Here is a 17414-nt window from a genome sequence, read left to right as displayed (position 1 = left end):
CGCGCATCCAGTCACTACTATGGCGGATGATGCTCACCCGGCTTGCCATCAGGAACATCGTGCTGATCGAAGCGCTCGAGCTCGACTTCGGGCGCGGCCTCGGCGTGCTCACGGGTGAAACGGGTGCGGGCAAGTCGATCCTCCTCGATGCCCTGGGCCTCGTGCTCGGCAATCGCGCCGATAGCGGCCTCGTTCGCGCGGGCGAGGACAAGGCAAGCGTCACCGCCAGCTTCGAGTTTGCAGCCCTTCCTTCAGGCATTTCCGAACTGCTCGAGGATGCCGATATCGAGATCGAGGAGGGCGAACCGCTGATCCTGCGCCGCCAGCTGAAGGCGGACGGCGGCAGCAAGGCCTTCGTCAACGACCAGTCGGTCAGCGTCGCGCTGCTGCGCGAAATGGCCGCGCACCTTGTCGAACTGCACGGCCAGCACGACGATCGCGGCTTGGTGAACCCGCGCGGACACCGCGCGTTGCTCGACCGCTTTGCCGGGGCGGATGCCGCGCGCGTGGAGGACTACTGGCGCAAGTGGCGCGGCACCGAAGATGCGCTGGCACAGGCGCGCCAAGCGCTTGAGGATGCCCGCGCCGACCAGGACCTGCTGCTTGCGCACCTTGCAGAACTCACCGCGCTCGAACCGCAGGCGGGGGAGGAAGCGCGTCTCGCCGAGACCCGTGCGACCATGCAGAAGGGCGAAAAGCTGTCGGGCGACCTCGAGGAGCTGCGCCACATCTGGGAGGGTTCGGATTCGCCTCTGGCGGCCTTGCGCGTCGCCGCGCGCAGGCTCGACCGGATCGCGCCCGAACATCCCCTGCTGGCCGAGGCGCTGGCTGCACTCGACCGCGCGGTAATCGAAGCGGGCGAGGCCGAAGAAAAGCTGCAATCCGCAGCCGAGGCACTCGAACACGACCCGCAGGCTCTGGAAGCTGCAGAGACCCGGCTTTTCGACTTGCGCGCTCTGGCTCGCAAGCACCGCTGCGAAGTCGATGAACTGCCTACGAAGATGCGCGAGTTCCGCAAGGCACTGGAGTCGATCGAGGGTGGCGAGGCCGAACTCGACGCGCTCGAGGCTGCGGCCAAGGAGGCGAGCCAGCGTTACCGCGCCGAGGCCGAGGCGCTGCATGCCAACCGCGTGGCCGCCGCTTTGCGGCTGGATGAGGCAGTGGCGCGCGAGCTGGTGCCGCTGAAGCTCGATGCCGCACGTTTTCGCACTGCTGTCGCCGACCTGCCCGAGGACCGCTGGGGACCGCACGGCATGGACAGCGTCGAATTCCTCATCTCGACCAATCCCGGGGCCGATTTCGCGCCGCTCAACAAGATCGCCAGCGGCGGCGAGCTCTCGCGTTTCATCCTCGCGCTCAAGGTCGCGCTGGCAGAGCAGGGCGGGGCAGCAACGGTAATCTTCGACGAGATCGACCGCGGCGTCGGCGGCGCGGTGGCCAGCGCCATCGGTGAACGCCTCGCGCGGCTGGCAGCAGACGGGCAACTGCTCGCTGTCACGCACTCGCCGCAGGTCGCGGCCCGAGGGCGCACGCATTACATGATCGCCAAGTCCTCCGAAGGCACAGTGACCCGCACCGGCGTGGTCCTGCTCGACGATGCCGGTCGGCAGGAGGAGATCGCCCGGATGCTCAGCGGGGCGGAGGTCACGCCCGAAGCGCGGGCACAGGCGGACAGGTTGCTGGAAAAGGCCTGATTGCAGGCACTTGATCGCCGATGGTGCGTTACTTGGATGTGACGCGCGCCATAATCCGTATGTCGGCCCTCGGGCTTCTCGCCACGCTTTCCGCCTGCGCACCCTACCTGCCGCGATACGCCCCCGCCAACGAGGCCTTCGAGACAGGCTTCTACGAGAATATCGAGACACCGCGGCTGGCTTTGCTTGAATACCGGCTGGCCAAGTATTTCGCCTGGAAGGAGCGTCCCTACGAGGTAGTCTGCGCTTCCGAGGAAAGGCCGTCGGTGATCAACGGCAAGACTGAACGTGCACCGCTTGCCCCCGATGTCGAACTTGCGCTGATCAAACGATTCCCGGGTCTCTCGCCGCTGACCCGATGCAAGGAGCAGGGCAATGATGTCGTCGCGGTCGATACCGGCGTCCCGGCGGCAATCTTCGACGTCAACGAATTCACGTGCGAGGCGCCCGACAATTGTGTCGGCTGGGGTGGCTACTACGCGAACGGCCAGCACGGCTGGAGCTATTACCGCCTGAAGTTCGAGCGCGGCGAATGGCGGATCAAGCCGGAAGATCTCGGCATTGTGGTGACCTGAAAAGGCGGTTCAGCCTGCCCCCTGTTCCTCGCTCTGGCTGAGGTAGATCAGCGTCATCATCGCCATGCCGCCGAAAATCCAGGACCCGTCGAATGGCCCCTGTCCAAGCGGCATCTGCCAGAGCTGGTAGCCGGCGACGGCAACGCCCTGGAACAGGCCCCACCAGTTCACCACGGCGCAGCCCATGCCGATCTTCGCCCACTTCTTGCCTGCGATGAAGGAAGCTGCATCCGCGCGGCGCAGCGACCATAGCTTCCACCCGCCATAAAGCCCGAGACCCGCCGCAGCAGCTTCGAGCGAGAATACGAGCACCATCGCGATCGCAATGAGAAAGCCCGGCGGCACCGGGAGCAAGGTTACGGGGTAGGCTTCCTGGTCCGCATGACTGGTCGTGTAGACGAAGAAGTCATGGGCCTGCGGCAGGTTGGCGATATTGTGCGCAACATACAGCAGGGCCATCAGCCCCACGCATGCGCTCGTGACTGCCTTGAGAATACGGTCGGTCATCGGCTCCCCCTCTGGAGATTGCACGACCCGGCCAAGTGGCACTTTTCCCGGTGCCACGGCTCATGCATAGCTTGGCCATGGGAATCGACCAAATCGCACCTGTGGACATGACCGAGGCCGATGCCGCCAATGAGTTGATGCGGCTGGCAAAAGCCATCGCGCATCATGACCTGCTCTACCACGCCGAAGACTCACCCGAGATAAGCGATCAGGAGTACGATGCACTGGTGCGGCGCAATGCCGCGCTGGAGGCGGCTTTCCCGCATTTGGTCCGCGAGGACAGCCCTTCGCGCAAGGTCGGACATGCCATCGCCTCCTCGCCGCTGAGCAAGGTGACGCACGAGGTTCGCATGATGAGCCTCGACAACGGCTTCTCCGACGAGGAGATTGCCGAATGGGTGGCGCGCGTGCGGCGCTTCCTCGCGCTGGGCGAGGGCGATCCGATCGCCTTTACGGCAGAGGACAAGATCGACGGCCTCTCCTGCTCGCTACGCTACGAGAAAGGCGTCCTGGTGAGGGCCGCCACACGCGGCGACGGTCAGGTCGGTGAGGACGTCACTGCCAACGTCCAGCACATTGCCGATATCCCGAAAATGCTGCGCAGCAATCCGCCCGAAGTGTTCGAGGTGCGCGGCGAAGTCTACATGGAAAAACAGGCCTTTGCTGCGCTAAATGCTGCACAGCAAGAGATAGGCGGAAAGCTCTTCGCCAACCCGCGAAATGCTGCAGCGGGATCGCTGCGGCAGAAGGACGACAAGGTTACGGCGCAGCGCCCCTTGCGCTTCTGGGCGCATGGCTGGGGCGCAGCCAGTGAAGTGCCCGCCGACACGCAGCATGGCGTGGTCGGGAAGCTGCGCGAATGGGGCTTCCCCATTTCGCCGCACTTCACCGTGGTCGATAGTCTCGCGGGGTTGCTTGCTGCTTATGTCGCCATCGGCAAGTCGCGGCCCGACCTGCCCTATGAAATCGACGGCGTGGTCTACAAGGTCGACCGTCTGGACTACCAGCAACGGCTCGGTTTCGTCGCCAAGGCCCCGCGCTGGGCGCTGGCGCACAAGTTCCCGGCCGAGCGTGCGGAAACGACGCTCGAATCCATCGACATCCAGGTCGGGCGCACCGGCAAGCTCACTCCAGTGGGTCGCCTCGCACCCGTCCTCGTCGGCGGGGTGACTGTCACCAACGTCACGCTCCACAACCGCGACGAGATCGCCCGTCTCGGGGTCCGACCGGGCGACCGCGTGGTCGTGCAGCGCGCGGGCGACGTTATTCCACAGCTTGTGGATAACCTTACCCGCGAGGTGGATCGCGAACCCTTCGTCTTCCCCGACCATTGTCCCGAATGCGGCAGCGAAGCCGTGGCCGAGGAAGGCGAGGTCGATGTGCGCTGCACCGGGGGGCTCATCTGTCCGGCACAACGCACGGAAAGATTGAAGCATTTCGTCTCCCGTGGCGCCCTCGACATCGACGGGCTGGGGGAGAAGACCATCGACCAGTTCTTCGCCCTGGGATGGCTCGAAAGCCCGGCAGATATCTACCGCCTGAAGGATCGCCGCGAGGACATCCTGGCGCTCGACGGATGGCAGGAGCGATCTGTGGAAAAGCTTGTGGATAGCATCGAGGCGCGCCGCCAGCCCGACGCCGCCCGCCTGCTCTTCGGCCTCGGCATCCGCCACGTCGGTGCGGTGACTGCCCGTGACCTGATGAAGAACTTCCACGAGCTGCCCGCACTCCGCCAAGCGGCGCAGCAGGCGCATGACGGCGATGCCGATGCGCTGGCGGCTTTGACGTCGATCGACGGGATCGGTGGCGCGGTGGTGGAGGCGCTGGGTGACTTCTTCCACGAACCGCACAATGTCGCGGTGTGGGAGGACATTCTCTCCGAGGTCAGCCCGCCGCCCTATGTGGTCGAGACGAAGGAAAGCCCGGTCAGCGGCAAGACGGTCGTCTTCACCGGCAAGCTTGAAACCATGAGCCGCGACGAGGCCAAGGCGCAGGCCGAACGGCTGGGAGCCAAGGCCGCCGGATCGGTAAGCGCCAAGACCGATTTGCTGGTCGCAGGGCCGGGCGCCGGGAGCAAGCTCAAGAAGGCTGCCGAACTCGGCATCGAGGTGATAGACGAAGCGGGCTGGGCGGAGATCGTCAAGGCCGCAGGGTAGGGGGATGCCATGGGGAAGGCAGGATTGTTGGCGTTGCTCGTGCTGGCTTCGGCTGCCTGTTCGGAAGCCGAGCAAGAGGTCGAGCCGCTACCTCCCGAAGGCCTCCGCTTCGTGCAGCTTTCCGCAAACGAGGTCGAACATGGCGAAAGGCTCGCCAACGTCCTCGGCTGTACCGGATGCCACGATAAGAACCTGCAGGGCCACGACTGGAGTGACGAGCTTGGCGTGCTTTGGACCGCCAATCTCACGCGCAGCGCGGAAAAGCACAGTGACGCGGAACTTGTCGCTATGATCACAAAGGGACGCAGGCCGGGGCGAGACTTGCATGGCATGCCGAGCCATATTTTCACCCACCTTGCCCCTAAGGATCTCGCTGCAATAATAGCATTTGTGCGCAGCAAGCCGGTCGGCGGGTCCGTTCATCCCGATCCGACGATCGGACCCGAACTGCGAAAGATGATGGCGGACGGAACCTATAAGTCCTCAGCAGGGGAGGTGGCCGAGCAAGGCGACGCATGGCCTCCGGACATGGGGGCGGAACACGCCTATGCCCGGCACATCGTCCGTGCGACATGCGTGGAATGCCACAAGATGGACTTACGCGGGGATGATCCTGAAAAAGAGAAGCCGCCCTTCAGCGTCGATTTGCGGATAGTCGGCTCCTACGAGCCGGCGGATTTCCTCAAGCTAATGCATACAGGCAAAGCAGCAGGTGATCGCGAACTGGAAATGATGAGCGGGGTCGCAAGGGGACGCTTCAGCCATCTCACCGATGACGAGGTCGAGGCTATCAGGCTGTATCTGGTCGAAGTGGCGAGAAGAGACCCATGACCCTCTCCGAACTCCACCCTCAGGCGCTACGCATCGCGGGCCAGTTGCGTGCGCGGGGCGAGAAGATCGCCGTTGCCGACGGTGCGACCGGCGGCATGATCGCGGCTAGCCTGCTGACCGTGCCCGGCGCGCTCGACTTCTTTGTCGGGGGAGGGGTGGTCTATTCCTTCCGTGCACGCGACGTCCTGTTCGCCCTGCCGCGCGATGCCTATGCCGGAATGCGCGGCGCCAGCGCGGACTATGCCCTGCTCCAGGCCAATGCGATCCGCGACAATTTCGGAGCCGACTGGGGCATCGCCGAAAGCGGATCGGTCGGCGGCTCGACCCATCCCTCGGGTGCACCGGCAGGCCAGAGTTGCGTCGCCATCGTCGGGCCGGAGGGCCTGGAACGAACGTCCCTGACCCAGACCGGCAGCGATGATCGCATCGCCAACATGGAGGCCTTCACCCGCGCCGCGCTGGACTATCTCGAGGCGGTCCTTCGCAGTTGAATGACCTTCGCGTTGCATGTCGTTTCCTTCCTCGCAATGATTGGCGCTTGGCTATAGGCTCGGCCTGGGGGTCGCACTTGGGGGAGGTGCATCATGCGAAGGTTTTTCCGCGAACGGCGGGAAAAACGCGAAATTGCACAGGCAGTTGGTCGCGAAGGCAAGCGCCGCATCTTTTCCTGGATCCACGTCTTTCGCGGCGAAGCGGAAGCACTGATCCCGAATGACGAGACCAAGCTTGCGGCGGACATCGCCAAGGGCTGTTTTTCCTGCGTCGGCCAGTCGCATTCCTACAACGGCGTCCAGATCGTCCCCGGCATCAATGCGATGATGATGCCCGAAGGGGGGTTCAAGAACCTCTCCTATGATCCCGCGACCGGCATCGCCACGGTCGGGGCCTCGATTTCGGTCAGGACATGCAAGGAATTCCTGCTCACCCACGACCGCCGCCTGCTCAACTCGGGCAACTTCATGGCACAGACAGTGGTGGGTGCGCTGATGACCGGCACCCACGGTTTCGGCGAGCGCGCGGTGATGGCCGATGCGATCCATGCGCTGACCTTCCTCGACGGAAATGGCCAGCGTGTGCGGCTCCAGCGCGGTGACGCCGACTTCCCCTATGTCGCGCTGTCGTTCGGCACCATTGCCCCGATCATCGAGATCGAGATCGAGACCGTGCCCACCGAGGCATTCATTTCGAACAGTCACATCAACCGGCTGTCGAAACTGCGCGAATTGCAGCAGGGCACCATCGCATCGAACTGGTGCGTCCTGCCCTATTCGGACCCCGAGGACCCCATGATGATGCTACACGCACTGGCGCATTGTGCGGTTGCAGAGCGGGTGCCGGAGAAGAAGAGCGGCGGTGGCATCTTCGCACCCATCGCACGCTGGGTAATCGGGAATTACCAGACGCTCGACCGCTTCCTGCCCATGCTCCGCCGCCCGATGCAGCGGTTCCTCGACCGGCTGAATGTGAAGCAGCACACGCAGATCCAGACCGATCCGCGCGACCTCGACTATCTCTACGATCCCAAGCCGGGGCTTGCGAGCGAACGCGCGCCCGACATCCTCCACGGTATGTTCTCCACCACCTACACCGGCTATAATCTCGCCTTCTTCGTGCCGCTGGAGAAGGGGCCGGCAGTGGTGAAGTTCATCATGCGCGAGGCCGACGACCTCCGCGATCTGGGCTTCTTCCTCAAGGGCATCATCAGCGTGCGCGAGATAACCAGGACTTCGGATGTGAAGTTCGCCGCCAACCATCGCGAGCCGATGGCGGCCATCGACCTCTTCGCCGATCCGCGCGACTATGCCTGGCTGGAGCGGCTACAACGGCTGGTGCTGCAATACGAACCGGCAACGCGCCCGCATTTCGGCAAGAGTGCGCTGATGCCGGAGTTCCGCTCCTCACTCGGGCAGGACGACCTCGACCGGCTGATGGACATTCATCGCCAGCACTATCCCAAGGCGAACCTGATGTTCAGCGAGCGGGTGCGGGCCTTCCTCGATGTGGGCAAGCCGTTGCCGGGGGAAGCAGCGGCAGATGCCATGCTCGCCTAGGCGCCCGGCTGCGGCACCCACTTCATGACCCCGCCGGGGAACGGGGTCCACAGCCCCGTCCCGATCCCTGCCGACGCCAGCGTGTCGCTGGTCCACTGGTTGCACGTGTTGCCCAGGTGATAGGTGCCCGGCGCGTCGTAGAATACGTCGTAGACGTCATAGCCACGCAGCGGCGGCCTCTTGTCGCGGGGAAGGACCTGCCTTTCGATAGTGCGTACAAGACGGGCATATTGTGCGTGCGATATCCGCAGCACGCGTACGTCGCTGTCGGGCGCCGGACGGACATAATGCGCGACATGTAGCAATCCGTCGCCGCCGATTGCTGCGCCGATGGCAGTCATGGGACTGAGGTCGGCCCAGGTCGGTGTATCGAGGAAGACCTTGCGCTCGCCCCAGCTCACCGAGATGTGCGTGTACGGGCGATCCGCTGCCGGGATGTCGGTCGCGGGAAAGTCGGTGCTCCAGTCCTTTTCCGGCGTGAATACCGGCATGACGATCCCGGTGTGAATCCCGTTGGTCTCGATCATGATGTCCACGCCCTCGGCGGGCTGCGACCAGTCGCCGTTGCGCGGGACGGAGCTGCCGATCCATGCCGACAGCAGGAACAGCGCGACCACCACGAACAGCGCGAACACGCCCCATGCGCACCAGCGCAGGATCCGCTTCACCGAACGCGGCTCTTGCGCAGCCACAGGATCGACCAGTCGCCGTTGACGAGGCGCCGCGCGAGGCGGAAACCGCGCTGGCGATAGGCGCTGCGTACCCGGGCTTCCTGCGTTTCCAGCAATCCGGCGAGAAGGAGATTGCCGCCGGGTGGCACCGCTTCCGAAAACTCCTGCGCCAGCTCGACCAGCGGCCCGGCGAGGATGTTGGCGATGAACAGGTCGTAGGGGCCGCGCACCTTGAGCAGGGGATCGTCCATGCCATCGGCGATGACCATGGTCAGTTCGCCAGCATTCGCACCCAGCGCGACGCCGTTAAGGTCCGCATTCTCCTCCACCACGCCTGCGCAAACTGCATCGATGTCCGAAGCGGTTGCCCTGGCTCCCGGCCACAGGTGCATCGCGGCAAAGGCGAGCAGGCCCGTGCCGGTCCCGATGTCGGCGATATTGCGCGCAGCCACGCCCTCGCGCTTCATCAGGTCGAGCATGGCGAGGCAGCCGGCCGTGGTATTGTGCTGGCCGGTCCCGAAGGCCTGGCTCGCGGGGATGACGAAATCGACTGCGCGCACGTCAGGCGCATGGTCGCGCGTTCGGACATGGAAGCGCCCGGCGTAGATCGGCTCGACGTTCTTCTGGCTTTCGGTCACCCAGTCGGTGTCGGGCAACTGCTCGGCGAAGAGCGGCGGGGCCTTGCCTTCGAACAGCTTCCCCACGCGCCGCAGGTCGGCAAGGGTCGGCTTGCGGTCGAGATAGACCTCCAGCGTCCATTCCTCGGGCCGGTCGTCGGCAACTTCCATGCCGGTGACGACCCAATCCTCGGGCCAGTCGGGTATTTCCTCGTAAGCGACCAGCGCGTGACGCGCCTCGTCCTTCGAGCATTCTCCGACGATCTTCCAGGTGTCAGCCACCGGCGTTTTCCATGGCGAGACGCTTGTCGAGTGCCGCTTCCTGCTGGCGGGCATATGCCTCGCACTGGCCGTAGCCGCCGAATCCGCCGGCCTTGATCCGGTCGAGCATCTGGCTGCCCGACGGGTGCGGGGTGAAAAGTTCGTCACAGGGCAGGGCGGCGACCTTGGCGAAGCTGCGGCGGAAGGTCGCGACAAGGTCGGGGTGATCGGTGAAGCGATAATCGTCAGCCGACACCGCGGACAGGCTGTCGACGTAGGCTATCCGGCGGCACACCGGCGGCTCGTCGGGCAGCGAACAGGCGGTCCAGGTCCAGCTCAGCGCGCCCAGCGTGTGGCCAGGCGTTGCGTGGGCAGTGAGCCTGTTCTGCGAGGTCGACGGATCGGTGGTCAGAGCGACCACTTCGCCGTCAGCCATCACGCGGTCGACCTTGACGGAGCCCATGGCCGGATGGCCGGCATCGGCCTGCGGGTCTTCTGCCGAAGGCAAGCCGGTGCGGAATGTCTCCAGCGCGGCGGCACTGGCAACGACCTTTGCCCCGGTCGCGCTGACGAGCGCGCTGTGACCGCCGACATGGTCGAAATGTTCGTGGCTCATCAGGATGTAGCGGATGTCGTGCGGGTCCACGCCGATCTTGCGGATGTTTTCGAGGACATGCGCAGCCCCCTTGTCGGTGCCGCTGTCGATCAGGACGTGCCCGGCAGGATCGGCGATAAGGATCGAGGAGATCCCGCAGGTCCCGACATACCATGTGCCGCCAAGGATCTGGAAGGGCGGTGCCGGCTTGTCCCACTCGTCCCAGTCCTCGCAGGTCTCGGCAAAGGCTTGCGCACCGTTTCCGGCGAGGATGCGCTGGGGCATCTTCGCATTCTCGACAGCGGTCGCGAACCCGCTTCCGGCGTCGGCCAGTGCAGTGGCCGGAGCGGTCGCGCAGGCGGCAATTGCCAGAAGCGGTAGAAGCCTAGCGTACATAGCTTGCCCCATTGGCATCCAGCGTCGCGCCTGTCAGCGAGGGTGGGGCATCCAGTGCGCAGAATTCGACGAGCTTGCCGATTTCCTCCGGTGTCGCCACACGGCCGAGGGGGATGTCGGCGAGCAGGCCCGCGCCCCCGCGGCTGGCGAGATAGTCGCCGGCCATCGCCGTATCGGTGAACCCCGGCGTGATCGCGAAGCTGAGAATGCCGTCACCGGCATATTGCCGCGCGATGGTCTTGTGCATCGCCAGCATCCCGCCCTTGCTCGCCGCATAGTGCCAGTGCGCGGGAGAATCGCCACGGTGCCCGGCGCGGCTGGCGACATGGACGATTCGTCCTCCGACGCCGCGTTCCTGCCAGTGGCGAACGGCGAAGCGGCTCAACTGCGCCGCCGACGTAAGATTGATGCGCATGGTGTCCTCCCATGCGTCGAGCCATTCGATGTCCGAGGCATCGAGCGGGCTGGCGACGAACATGCCGGCGTTGTTCACCAGCACATCGATTTCACCACCGGCGCGGGCGAGGGCCGCTTCCCACAATTCCTGCGGTGCGCCGGGGTCCGAAAAGTCGGCGGGAACGGTGTCGACCGAATCGCTGCGGGTGGCCTGTCCGATGACTTTTGCGCCGCGCGCTTCGAGGCATTGTCTGGCTGCCGCGCCTATGCCGCGCGAGGAGCCGGTGAGAAGGATGCATGTCATGCATCATGCTATTCGAAAATTTGCAGCCTTTGTCGAGGCCGCCTGCCTTGCACGGCGCGCGCACTTCGCTAAGGGAAGGCCACCAAATCAACGCAACGGACGAGATATATGGCGAACCGGCCGATCGCACCGCACCTGCAAATCTGGAAATGGGGCCCGCACATGGCGGCCTCGATCCTTCACCGCATCACCGGAGACGGGATGGCCTTCGTCGGCCTCGGCGTGCTGCTGTGGTGGCTCGGCGCAATGGCCGGCGGGGCGGAAACCTATGCGACCTTCCAGGCCGCCATGGGATCACCGCTCGGCCTGATCGTGCTGGTCGGCCTGTCGTGGGCATTCTTCAGTCACATGATGACGGGCCTTCGCCACTTCGTCCTCGACATCGGTGCCGGTTACGAACTCGACACGAACAAGATGTGGTCGATGCTCGCACCGGCCATCGGCATCCTCCTCACCGCCGCCTTCTGGGCGGTCGTGCTTCTCAAGTGAGCCGCGAACATGGGTAACGGAACCTCCATCGGACGCGTGCGCGGGCTGGGCTCGGCGCACGAAGGCGCGCACCACTGGCTGGTCCAGCGCTTCACCGCCATCGGCAACCTCGTGCTGATGCTCTTTCTCGCCATCAGCCTCGCCATGCTGCCCGACTATTCGTTCGGCACCGTGAGCGGCTGGGCCTCGCAGACGCTGCCCGCGACCGCGCTGGCGTTGCTGGTGATTTCGGTCTTCTGGCACGCACGCCTCGGCCTGCAGGTGCTGATCGAGGACTATGTCCATGACGCCGGTACCAAGTTCGGCGTGCTTGCCCTTCTCAACCTTGCAACCATCGGCGGCGCTGCCTTCGGCATCGTGTCCATCGCGCGCCTCGCCCTTGGAGGAGCCGCCTGATGGCCCGGAACGACACTTTCGAAATCGGCGGTCGCGCCTATCCAATCATCGACCACACCTATGACACGGTGGTCGTCGGCGCCGGCGGTTCGGGCCTGCGTGCCACCATGGGTTCGGCAGAGGCAGGGCTGAAGACGGCCTGCATCACCAAGGTCTTCCCGACCCGTTCGCACACCGTCGCCGCACAGGGCGGTATCGCTGCCTCGCTCGGCAACAACTCGCCCGACCACTGGTCGTGGCACATGTACGATACCGTCAAGGGTTCCGACTGGCTCGGCGACCAGGACGCGATCGAATACATGGTCCGTGAAGCCCCGCAGGCGGTCTACGAGCTCGAGCATGCCGGTGTGCCGTTCAGCCGCAACGATGACGGGACGATCTACCAGCGTCCGTTCGGCGGCCACATGCAGAACATGGGTGAAGGCCCGCCGGTCCAGCGCACCTGCGCTGCGGCCGACCGTACCGGCCACGCCATGCTCCACGCGCTCTACCAGCAGAGCCTGAAGTACGATGCGGACTTCTTCATCGAATATTTCGCGCTCGACCTGATCATGAAGGACGGTCCGGGCGGAAAGGAATGCGTCGGCGTCATCGCCATGTGCCTCGACGACGGCACCATCCACCGCTTCCGTTCGAAGGCGGTGGTGCTGGCGACCGGCGGCTATGGCCGCTGCTACTTCACCGCGACTTCGGCCCACACCTGCACCGGTGACGGTGGCGGCATGGTGCTGCGCGCAGGGCTCCCGCTGCAGGACATGGAGTTCGTCCAGTTCCACCCGACCGGCATTTACGGCGCGGGCGTGCTCATCACCGAAGGCGCGCGCGGCGAGGGCGGCTACCTGACCAACTCCGAAGGCGAGCGTTTCATGGAACGCTATGCCCCGAGCGCCAAGGACCTCGCATCGCGCGACGTCGTCTCGCGCTCGATGGCGCTGGAAATGCGCGAAGGCCGCGGTGTGGGTCCGGAAAAGGACCACATCTACCTTCACCTCGACCACATCGACCCCAAGATCCTCGCCGAACGCTTGCCCGGCATTACCGAGAGCGGCAAGATCTTCGCCGGTGTCGACCTGACGCGCCAGCCGCTGCCGGTGACGCCGACCGTCCACTACAACATGGGCGGCATCCCCTGTAACTTCCACGGCGAGGTGATGGCGGGCGATCCCAAGGATCCCGAAAAGACCGTCCCCGGCCTGTTCGCAGTGGGTGAGGCGGCCTGCGTGTCGGTCCATGGCGCGAACCGCCTCGGCTCGAACTCGCTGATCGACCTCGTGGTGTTCGGCCGCGCGACCGGCCACCGCCTCAAGGAAATCATCACCCCGGGCACCAGCCATGACGAGCTTCCGGCCGACAGCGCCGATCTCGCGCTGACCCGCCTCGACCACTTCCGCCATGCCGCGGGCGGCTCGCCCACCGCCGCAGTGCGCGCCGAAATGCAGAAGGCGATGACCCGCCACGCCGCCGTGTTCCGCGACAGCAAGCTGCTGTCCGAAGGCGTCGAAGCGCTCCAGTCGGTCAACAAGCGGATGCAGGACATCAACGTCACCGATCGCTCGCTGATCTGGAACAGCGACCTTATCGAGACGCTCGAACTCGACAACCTCATGGCGCAGGCAAACGTCACCATGGCGTCCGCCGAGAACCGCAAGGAAAGCCGCGGCGCCCACGCGCACGAGGACTTCCCGGATCGCGACGACAAGAACTGGATGAAGCACACCATCGCCTGGTTCGAAGGCTGGGGCGGCAACGGCGGCGGCGTCAGGATCGACTACCGCCCGGTGCACGAATACACGCTCACCGACGACATCGAGTACATCAAGCCGAAGAAGCGGGTGTATTGACCCGCAAGTCGCCAGCGCTGTTCCTGCAGCGCCTGGCGCGTCATCTTCGTGCGCAGGACTGGACCGCTGCGGCCATCGAGTTCGTGCTCGTGGTCGTCGGCGTGTTCATGGGCTTCCAGCTCACCCAGTGGAACGAGGACAGGGTCTCCCGCGCGCACGAGAAGACCCTCATGCGTAACGTCGCCCGCGATTTGCGTGACGATGTCGAGGAGATGGACGAGAATGTCCGCACCGCCTCGTCACGGATGGCTTCGCTCGATCACCTCCTGAGGCTCGCAGGCGACTGGAACCCGCCGAAGGAATTTCCATCCTCGCGCTTTTCGATTCAGGTCGAGCAGGTCGCCCCGTTCGACCCGAAGTCTGAATACCGCGTGGGCATCGAGGCCTTCATCCTCAGCTTCTACGACGGCAACCGCTTTGCCTATGAGGCGCTGATCAACAATGACGGCGTCAACGTCGTCCAGGACCAGGAGCGGCTGAGCGAGATCCAGAAATATTATGCCCTGGTCGACCAACTGCTGACGTTCGAGCAGTCGCTTGCGGAGAACCGTTTGCGGATGCTCGATGCGATGCAGGCAGAGGGCATTTCGGCGGTGGATGGCTCCAGTTTCGAGAAGGTCGCGCAAGTCGTGCGGCAACGACCCGCATTGCGCGCAGCGATCGAGAATTACTGGTTCTATGCCAACCGGCAGGTTTTCCTGACGAAGCAACTAAGCGCCAAAGCAAACCGGCTGGCTGACGAGATCGAGGCAGATTACCCGGGTTGACGTGCCAATCGCATTGACTCGCTGCGAGGTTCGCGGCCAACTCCTGCCATGCGTTTTCCCATACCCGCGCTGGCCCTTCTTGCCGGCATCGCCTCTCCCGCCGCAGCAGAGCTATCCGCCCCTGAGCAGGTCATGATGACCACCGTCGAGGGCGGGTTCGAGCGGGATGCCGAGTTCCTGACCCGGATTGCCTCGGTCAACAGCGGGACGCTCAACTTCGATGGCGTGAAGCAGGTTGCCGAGATGGTTGCGCCCGAGTTCGAGGCATTGGGCTTCACCACCGAATGGATCGACCAGTCGGCGGCCGGGCGGGCAGGGCACCTTTTCGCAAGGCACGAGGGCAAGGCGGGCACCACGCGGATGCTGCTGATCGCGCATCTCGACACCGTGTTCGAGCAGGACTCGCCCTTCCAGTCGGTAACGCGTGAGGGCAATATCCTCACCGGTCCCGGGGTCGAGGACGACAAGGGCGGTATCGTCGTCATCCTTGCGGCGCTGCGTGCGATGAAGGCGGCGGGCACCCTCGACGATGCCAATATCGTGGTCGCCATGACCGGTGACGAAGAGAGCGCCGGCAACCCCATTGCGACGGCGCGGGCGGACCTTGTGGCGGCAGCAAAGCAGGCCGACGTCGCACTCGATTTCGAGAGCCTCAACATCGAGGACGGCGTCGACATGGGTTCGATCGCCCGCCGCTCATCGAACAGCTGGACAGTCACCGCGACGGGCAAGGAAGGACATTCCAGCCAGATCTTCACGGACGGCGCAGGCTTCGGTGCGATCTACGAACTGGCGCGCATCCTCGACACCTTCCGCCGCGAATTGCGCGAGGAAGACCTGACCTACAACGTCGGGCTCATAGCGGGCGGTGCGCGCGCTTCGGTGACCGACAACAATTCCGCTGCCCGGGCCAACGGGAAGTCGAACATCATTGCCCCGGTTGCCGTTGCCAATGGCGATCTGCGCACGCTGACACCCGAACAGACCGACCGCGTGGTTGCGAAGATGCAGGCGATCGTGGCCGATCATCTTCCCGGTACGGGCGCCACGATCGAGTTCGATTTCCGCTATCCGCCGATGGGTCCGACCGATGGCAACCGCGCTCTCCTCGACCGGCTGAACGCGATTAATGCCGACATGGGATTGCCCGAAATGCCGATCTTGCCGCCCGCCAAGCGCGGGGCAGGTGACATCAACTTCGTCGCGTCCCATGTCGACGGGCTGATCGGTTTCGGGCCCTCCGGTTCGGGCAGCCACGCGCCGGGCGAGACCGTCGACCTGACGACTATCACACGCCAGGCGCAGCGTGCGGCAATCATGATGAGCAGGCTGGCCGAAGACGTCTATTGCCGTCCCGAGGACTAGGCTTCGGTCATCCTGTCCCACTGGAACGGGATTTCCTCCAGCGTTTGCGGGTCCCAGGAACTGCGGTTAACTTCGAGCAGGTTTCCGCCATAGACGTGGATTGCCACCAGCGGTTCGGCGAGCGGATTGGCGATTGCGTGGATGGCATCGACGGTGTTGGCGAGGACGCCCGGCGCCACGACCGAAACTTCGCGAACCTTCCTGAGACCCGTCTCCTCGTCCCTCTCGAAGAAGGAATTGTCTTCCCTGCCTGCCGCCACGCCAACCACCGACCACAGGCTGTGATTGTGCGGAGAAGTCGAGAAGCCCGCCGGGATTGCTCCGGCAAGCACCGTCAGTCGCTCGTCCTTGTGAATCACGAGGTCTCGAAGTTCGCGGCAATCGGACCTTCCGGCTGCTGCCGCGACGACTTCAGGATCGCGAACGATCTCTGCCATGACCCGCTCGGCGCTGGCCTGCGGATCGGGCGAGGCGACGGCATCGGTGAAGCGGCGAATGATGCTCTCGAGTGGCTGTTCCATGACGGTATCAGAACACAAAATCACGGTTTCGGCAAAAGCGCGCGCGAACAAGTGTTTGCTGCGTAAGGCCGGGCCCACTACGGGTCGTGCCGATGAAAACCCGCTTGCCCCTCCTTGCTCTGGCCGTGCTGGCCGCAGGGTGCTCGGCGCAGGTAGGTCGCCCCGCCACGGCGGACGGAGTGTCAGCCTTCTATGCCAAGGAAGTTACCGCGCGCGGCATTCCCATTCGTTCTTCGGCGAAGGTGCGCGACGAGGCGCTACTGGCCGCGCGTGACATGGTGGGATCGATGTTTTCGCACCGGCCCGAATTGGCAAAATGGCTTGCGAGGAACGACTACCGCGTCGCCATTATTGCGGTGGACGAGGCACTCCTCGACCTGCCCGAGAACGCGGAGTGGAAGAAGCCTGCCAAGGATGATCCCAGGCTGACGCGCTGCGAACTGAAGCACTACGATGCCCGCATCGGCGCGCTGAGCGACCGCCAGTACTGGGATAACCGCGCCCGCGGAATCGGCGGCGAGCGGACCGTCGGATCGGAAGAGGACGTGCTCGGCCTCCCGGTCAGCCGCTATTACGGCGAGACGATCTTCGTCCACGAGATGGGGCACAACGTTCTCTTCGCGATCGAGGCGGTTGATCCGGCCCTCTACGCCCGGGTGGAAGCAGCCTACGCCAATGCCCTGAAGACCGGCCTGTGGCTCAACGAATACACCACGACGACGCTGCAGGAATATTGGGCCGAGGGGACCCAGTTCTGGTTCGACTCGAACAAGCTCCAGGCATTCGACGGGCGTCGCATCCTTGGGCATGAGGACCTCGCGGCCTACGATCCGCAGCTCTATGCTGCGCTGGCGGACGCATACGGAACGAACCACAAGCTCAGGTCCGATCCGTTCTACCTCAGCGAACTCCGCGTCCCGAAGGGTCCGATCCCGAAGAATACCGCCGAGGAATGTTAGCTTTTCGCTTGGCATGACGGAC

18 protein-coding genes are annotated in these 17414 nt (G+C 64.5%); 12 read left to right on the top strand and 6 right to left on the bottom strand.

Annotation, left to right across the window (positions count from 1 at the left end):
• The first annotated feature begins 29 nt into the window (after positions 1 to 29).
• A complete protein-coding gene (gene recN, locus RAM60_RS06585) occupies positions 30 to 1694 on the top strand; it encodes a DNA repair protein RecN (RefSeq protein WP_369026127.1) in 1665 nt (554 codons plus the stop codon).
• 20 nt (positions 1695 to 1714) lie between these two features.
• Entirely contained in the window at positions 1715 to 2269 is a 555-nt protein-coding gene (locus RAM60_RS06580; protein ID WP_369025063.1) for a hypothetical protein, read from the top strand.
• Between the two features lie 9 nt (positions 2270 to 2278).
• Here RAM60_RS06580 and RAM60_RS06575 read toward each other — a convergent pair whose 3' ends face one another.
• Positions 2279 to 2776 (bottom strand): DUF2165 family protein, encoded by a 498-nt coding sequence (locus RAM60_RS06575; RefSeq protein ID WP_369025064.1) that lies wholly within the window; start codon positions 2774 to 2776, stop codon positions 2279 to 2281.
• A gap of 77 nt (positions 2777 to 2853) precedes the next feature.
• On the opposite strand from RAM60_RS06575, the gene ligA reads away from it, so the two are divergent.
• The 4 genes from ligA to RAM60_RS06555 all read left to right on the top strand — a co-directional run bounded on the left by ligA (position 2854) and on the right by RAM60_RS06555 (position 7814).
• Entirely contained in the window at positions 2854 to 4932 is a 2079-nt protein-coding gene (ligA, locus tag RAM60_RS06570) for an NAD-dependent DNA ligase LigA (RefSeq protein ID WP_369025065.1), read from the top strand.
• Between the two features lie 9 nt (positions 4933 to 4941).
• Positions 4942 to 5763, top strand: a complete 822-nt coding sequence (locus tag RAM60_RS06565; RefSeq protein WP_369025066.1) for a c-type cytochrome — start codon at positions 4942 to 4944, stop codon at positions 5761 to 5763.
• Positions 5760 to 6254: a CinA family protein gene (locus RAM60_RS06560; RefSeq protein WP_369025067.1), complete on the top strand. Its 495-nt coding sequence runs from the start codon at positions 5760 to 5762 to the stop codon at positions 6252 to 6254. Before RAM60_RS06565 ends, RAM60_RS06560 begins: the two co-directional genes overlap by 4 nt.
• 93 nt (positions 6255 to 6347) lie before the next feature.
• Positions 6348 to 7814 carry an FAD-binding protein gene (locus tag RAM60_RS06555; protein WP_369025068.1) on the top strand — a complete coding sequence of 489 codons (1467 nt, stop codon included), beginning with the start codon at positions 6348 to 6350 and terminating at the stop codon, positions 7812 to 7814.
• Here RAM60_RS06555 and RAM60_RS06550 read toward each other — a convergent pair.
• From RAM60_RS06550 to RAM60_RS06535, 4 genes are read right to left on the bottom strand one after another with little or no spacing between them, the layout of a single operon-like run.
• Positions 7811 to 8482, bottom strand: a complete 672-nt coding sequence (locus RAM60_RS06550) for a TIGR02117 family protein (protein ID WP_510640381.1) — start codon at positions 8480 to 8482, stop codon at positions 7811 to 7813. The genes RAM60_RS06555 and RAM60_RS06550 overlap by 4 nt on opposite strands.
• Positions 8479 to 9384, bottom strand: a complete 906-nt coding sequence (locus tag RAM60_RS06545; protein ID WP_369025070.1) for a 50S ribosomal protein L11 methyltransferase — start codon at positions 9382 to 9384, stop codon at positions 8479 to 8481. The genes RAM60_RS06550 and RAM60_RS06545 overlap by 4 nt, the downstream gene beginning before the upstream one ends.
• Positions 9377 to 10354, bottom strand: coding sequence for a subclass B3 metallo-beta-lactamase (gene bla / locus RAM60_RS06540; RefSeq protein WP_369025071.1), 978 nt, complete (start codon positions 10352 to 10354; stop codon positions 9377 to 9379). The genes RAM60_RS06545 and bla overlap by 8 nt, the downstream gene beginning before the upstream one ends.
• Entirely contained in the window at positions 10344 to 11054 is a 711-nt protein-coding gene (locus RAM60_RS06535) for an SDR family NAD(P)-dependent oxidoreductase (protein ID WP_369025072.1), read from the bottom strand. Before RAM60_RS06535 ends, bla begins: the two co-directional genes overlap by 11 nt.
• Positions 11055 to 11162: 108 nt before the next feature.
• Here RAM60_RS06535 and sdhC point away from each other — a divergent pair, with 108 nt between their 5' ends.
• Genes sdhC through RAM60_RS06510 form a run of 5 tightly spaced genes read left to right on the top strand, consistent with a single transcriptional unit; the run spans position 11163 to position 15912 of the window.
• The gene (sdhC, locus tag RAM60_RS06530; RefSeq protein ID WP_369025073.1) at positions 11163 to 11543 is read left to right on the top strand and encodes a succinate dehydrogenase, cytochrome b556 subunit; all 381 of its coding nucleotides are present in this window, start codon (positions 11163 to 11165) and stop codon (positions 11541 to 11543) included.
• Positions 11544 to 11552: 9 nt separating this feature from the next.
• Positions 11553 to 11939 (top strand): succinate dehydrogenase, hydrophobic membrane anchor protein, encoded by a 387-nt coding sequence (gene sdhD / locus RAM60_RS06525; RefSeq protein WP_369025074.1) that lies wholly within the window; start codon positions 11553 to 11555, stop codon positions 11937 to 11939.
• Entirely contained in the window at positions 11939 to 13780 is a 1842-nt protein-coding gene (gene sdhA, locus RAM60_RS06520) for a succinate dehydrogenase flavoprotein subunit (RefSeq protein ID WP_369025075.1), read from the top strand. The genes sdhD and sdhA overlap by 1 nt, the downstream gene beginning before the upstream one ends.
• Positions 13777 to 14547, top strand: a complete 771-nt coding sequence (locus tag RAM60_RS06515; protein WP_369025076.1) for a hypothetical protein — start codon at positions 13777 to 13779, stop codon at positions 14545 to 14547. Before sdhA ends, RAM60_RS06515 begins: the two co-directional genes overlap by 4 nt.
• Positions 14548 to 14595: 48 nt before the next feature.
• On the top strand, positions 14596 to 15912 hold the full coding sequence (locus RAM60_RS06510; protein WP_369025077.1) for a M20/M25/M40 family metallo-hydrolase: 1317 nt from the start codon (positions 14596 to 14598) through the stop codon (positions 15910 to 15912).
• Here the strand turns inward: RAM60_RS06510 and RAM60_RS06505 are convergent.
• Positions 15909 to 16433 carry a hypothetical protein gene (locus RAM60_RS06505; protein ID WP_369025078.1) on the bottom strand — a complete coding sequence of 175 codons (525 nt, stop codon included), beginning with the start codon at positions 16431 to 16433 and terminating at the stop codon, positions 15909 to 15911. The two genes, RAM60_RS06510 and RAM60_RS06505, sit on opposite strands and share 4 nt — an antisense overlap.
• Positions 16434 to 16525: 92 nt before the next feature.
• Between RAM60_RS06505 and RAM60_RS06500 the strand changes: the two genes are divergently transcribed.
• The gene (locus RAM60_RS06500; RefSeq protein ID WP_369025079.1) at positions 16526 to 17392 is read left to right on the top strand and encodes a glycoside hydrolase; all 867 of its coding nucleotides are present in this window, start codon (positions 16526 to 16528) and stop codon (positions 17390 to 17392) included.
• Positions 17393 to 17414 lie beyond the last annotated feature (22 nt).

It is taken from the genome of Qipengyuania sp. RANM35 (assembly GCF_041021145.2).
Lineage (GTDB): Bacteria > Pseudomonadota > Alphaproteobacteria > Sphingomonadales > Sphingomonadaceae > Qipengyuania > Qipengyuania soli.
This window is presented reverse-complemented; position numbering and strand designations above follow the sequence as displayed.

What these genes read in the sequence shown, in the direction of transcription:
- recN (WP_369026127.1), top strand. Translation starts at nt 30, where the DNA reads ATGCTCACCCGGCTTGCCATCAGGAACATCGTGCTGATCGAAGCGCTC.
- RAM60_RS06580 (WP_369025063.1), top strand. Translation starts at nt 1,715, where the DNA reads ATGGTGCGTTACTTGGATGTGACGCGCGCCATAATCCGTATGTCGGCC.
- RAM60_RS06575 (WP_369025064.1), bottom strand. Translation starts at nt 2,776, where the DNA reads ATGACCGACCGTATTCTCAAGGCAGTCACGAGCGCATGCGTGGGGCTG.
- ligA (WP_369025065.1), top strand. Translation starts at nt 2,854, where the DNA reads ATGGGAATCGACCAAATCGCACCTGTGGACATGACCGAGGCCGATGCC.
- RAM60_RS06565 (WP_369025066.1), top strand. Translation starts at nt 4,942, where the DNA reads ATGGGGAAGGCAGGATTGTTGGCGTTGCTCGTGCTGGCTTCGGCTGCC.
- RAM60_RS06560 (WP_369025067.1), top strand. Translation starts at nt 5,760, where the DNA reads ATGACCCTCTCCGAACTCCACCCTCAGGCGCTACGCATCGCGGGCCAG.
- RAM60_RS06555 (WP_369025068.1), top strand. Translation starts at nt 6,348, where the DNA reads ATGCGAAGGTTTTTCCGCGAACGGCGGGAAAAACGCGAAATTGCACAG.
- bla (WP_369025071.1), bottom strand. Translation starts at nt 10,354, where the DNA reads ATGTACGCTAGGCTTCTACCGCTTCTGGCAATTGCCGCCTGCGCGACC.
- RAM60_RS06535 (WP_369025072.1), bottom strand. Translation starts at nt 11,054, where the DNA reads ATGACATGCATCCTTCTCACCGGCTCCTCGCGCGGCATAGGCGCGGCA.
- sdhC (WP_369025073.1), top strand. Translation starts at nt 11,163, where the DNA reads ATGGCGAACCGGCCGATCGCACCGCACCTGCAAATCTGGAAATGGGGC.
- sdhD (WP_369025074.1), top strand. Translation starts at nt 11,553, where the DNA reads ATGGGTAACGGAACCTCCATCGGACGCGTGCGCGGGCTGGGCTCGGCG.
- sdhA (WP_369025075.1), top strand. Translation starts at nt 11,939, where the DNA reads ATGGCCCGGAACGACACTTTCGAAATCGGCGGTCGCGCCTATCCAATC.
- RAM60_RS06510 (WP_369025077.1), top strand. Translation starts at nt 14,596, where the DNA reads ATGCGTTTTCCCATACCCGCGCTGGCCCTTCTTGCCGGCATCGCCTCT.
- RAM60_RS06505 (WP_369025078.1), bottom strand. Translation starts at nt 16,433, where the DNA reads ATGGAACAGCCACTCGAGAGCATCATTCGCCGCTTCACCGATGCCGTC.
- RAM60_RS06500 (WP_369025079.1), top strand. Translation starts at nt 16,526, where the DNA reads ATGAAAACCCGCTTGCCCCTCCTTGCTCTGGCCGTGCTGGCCGCAGGG.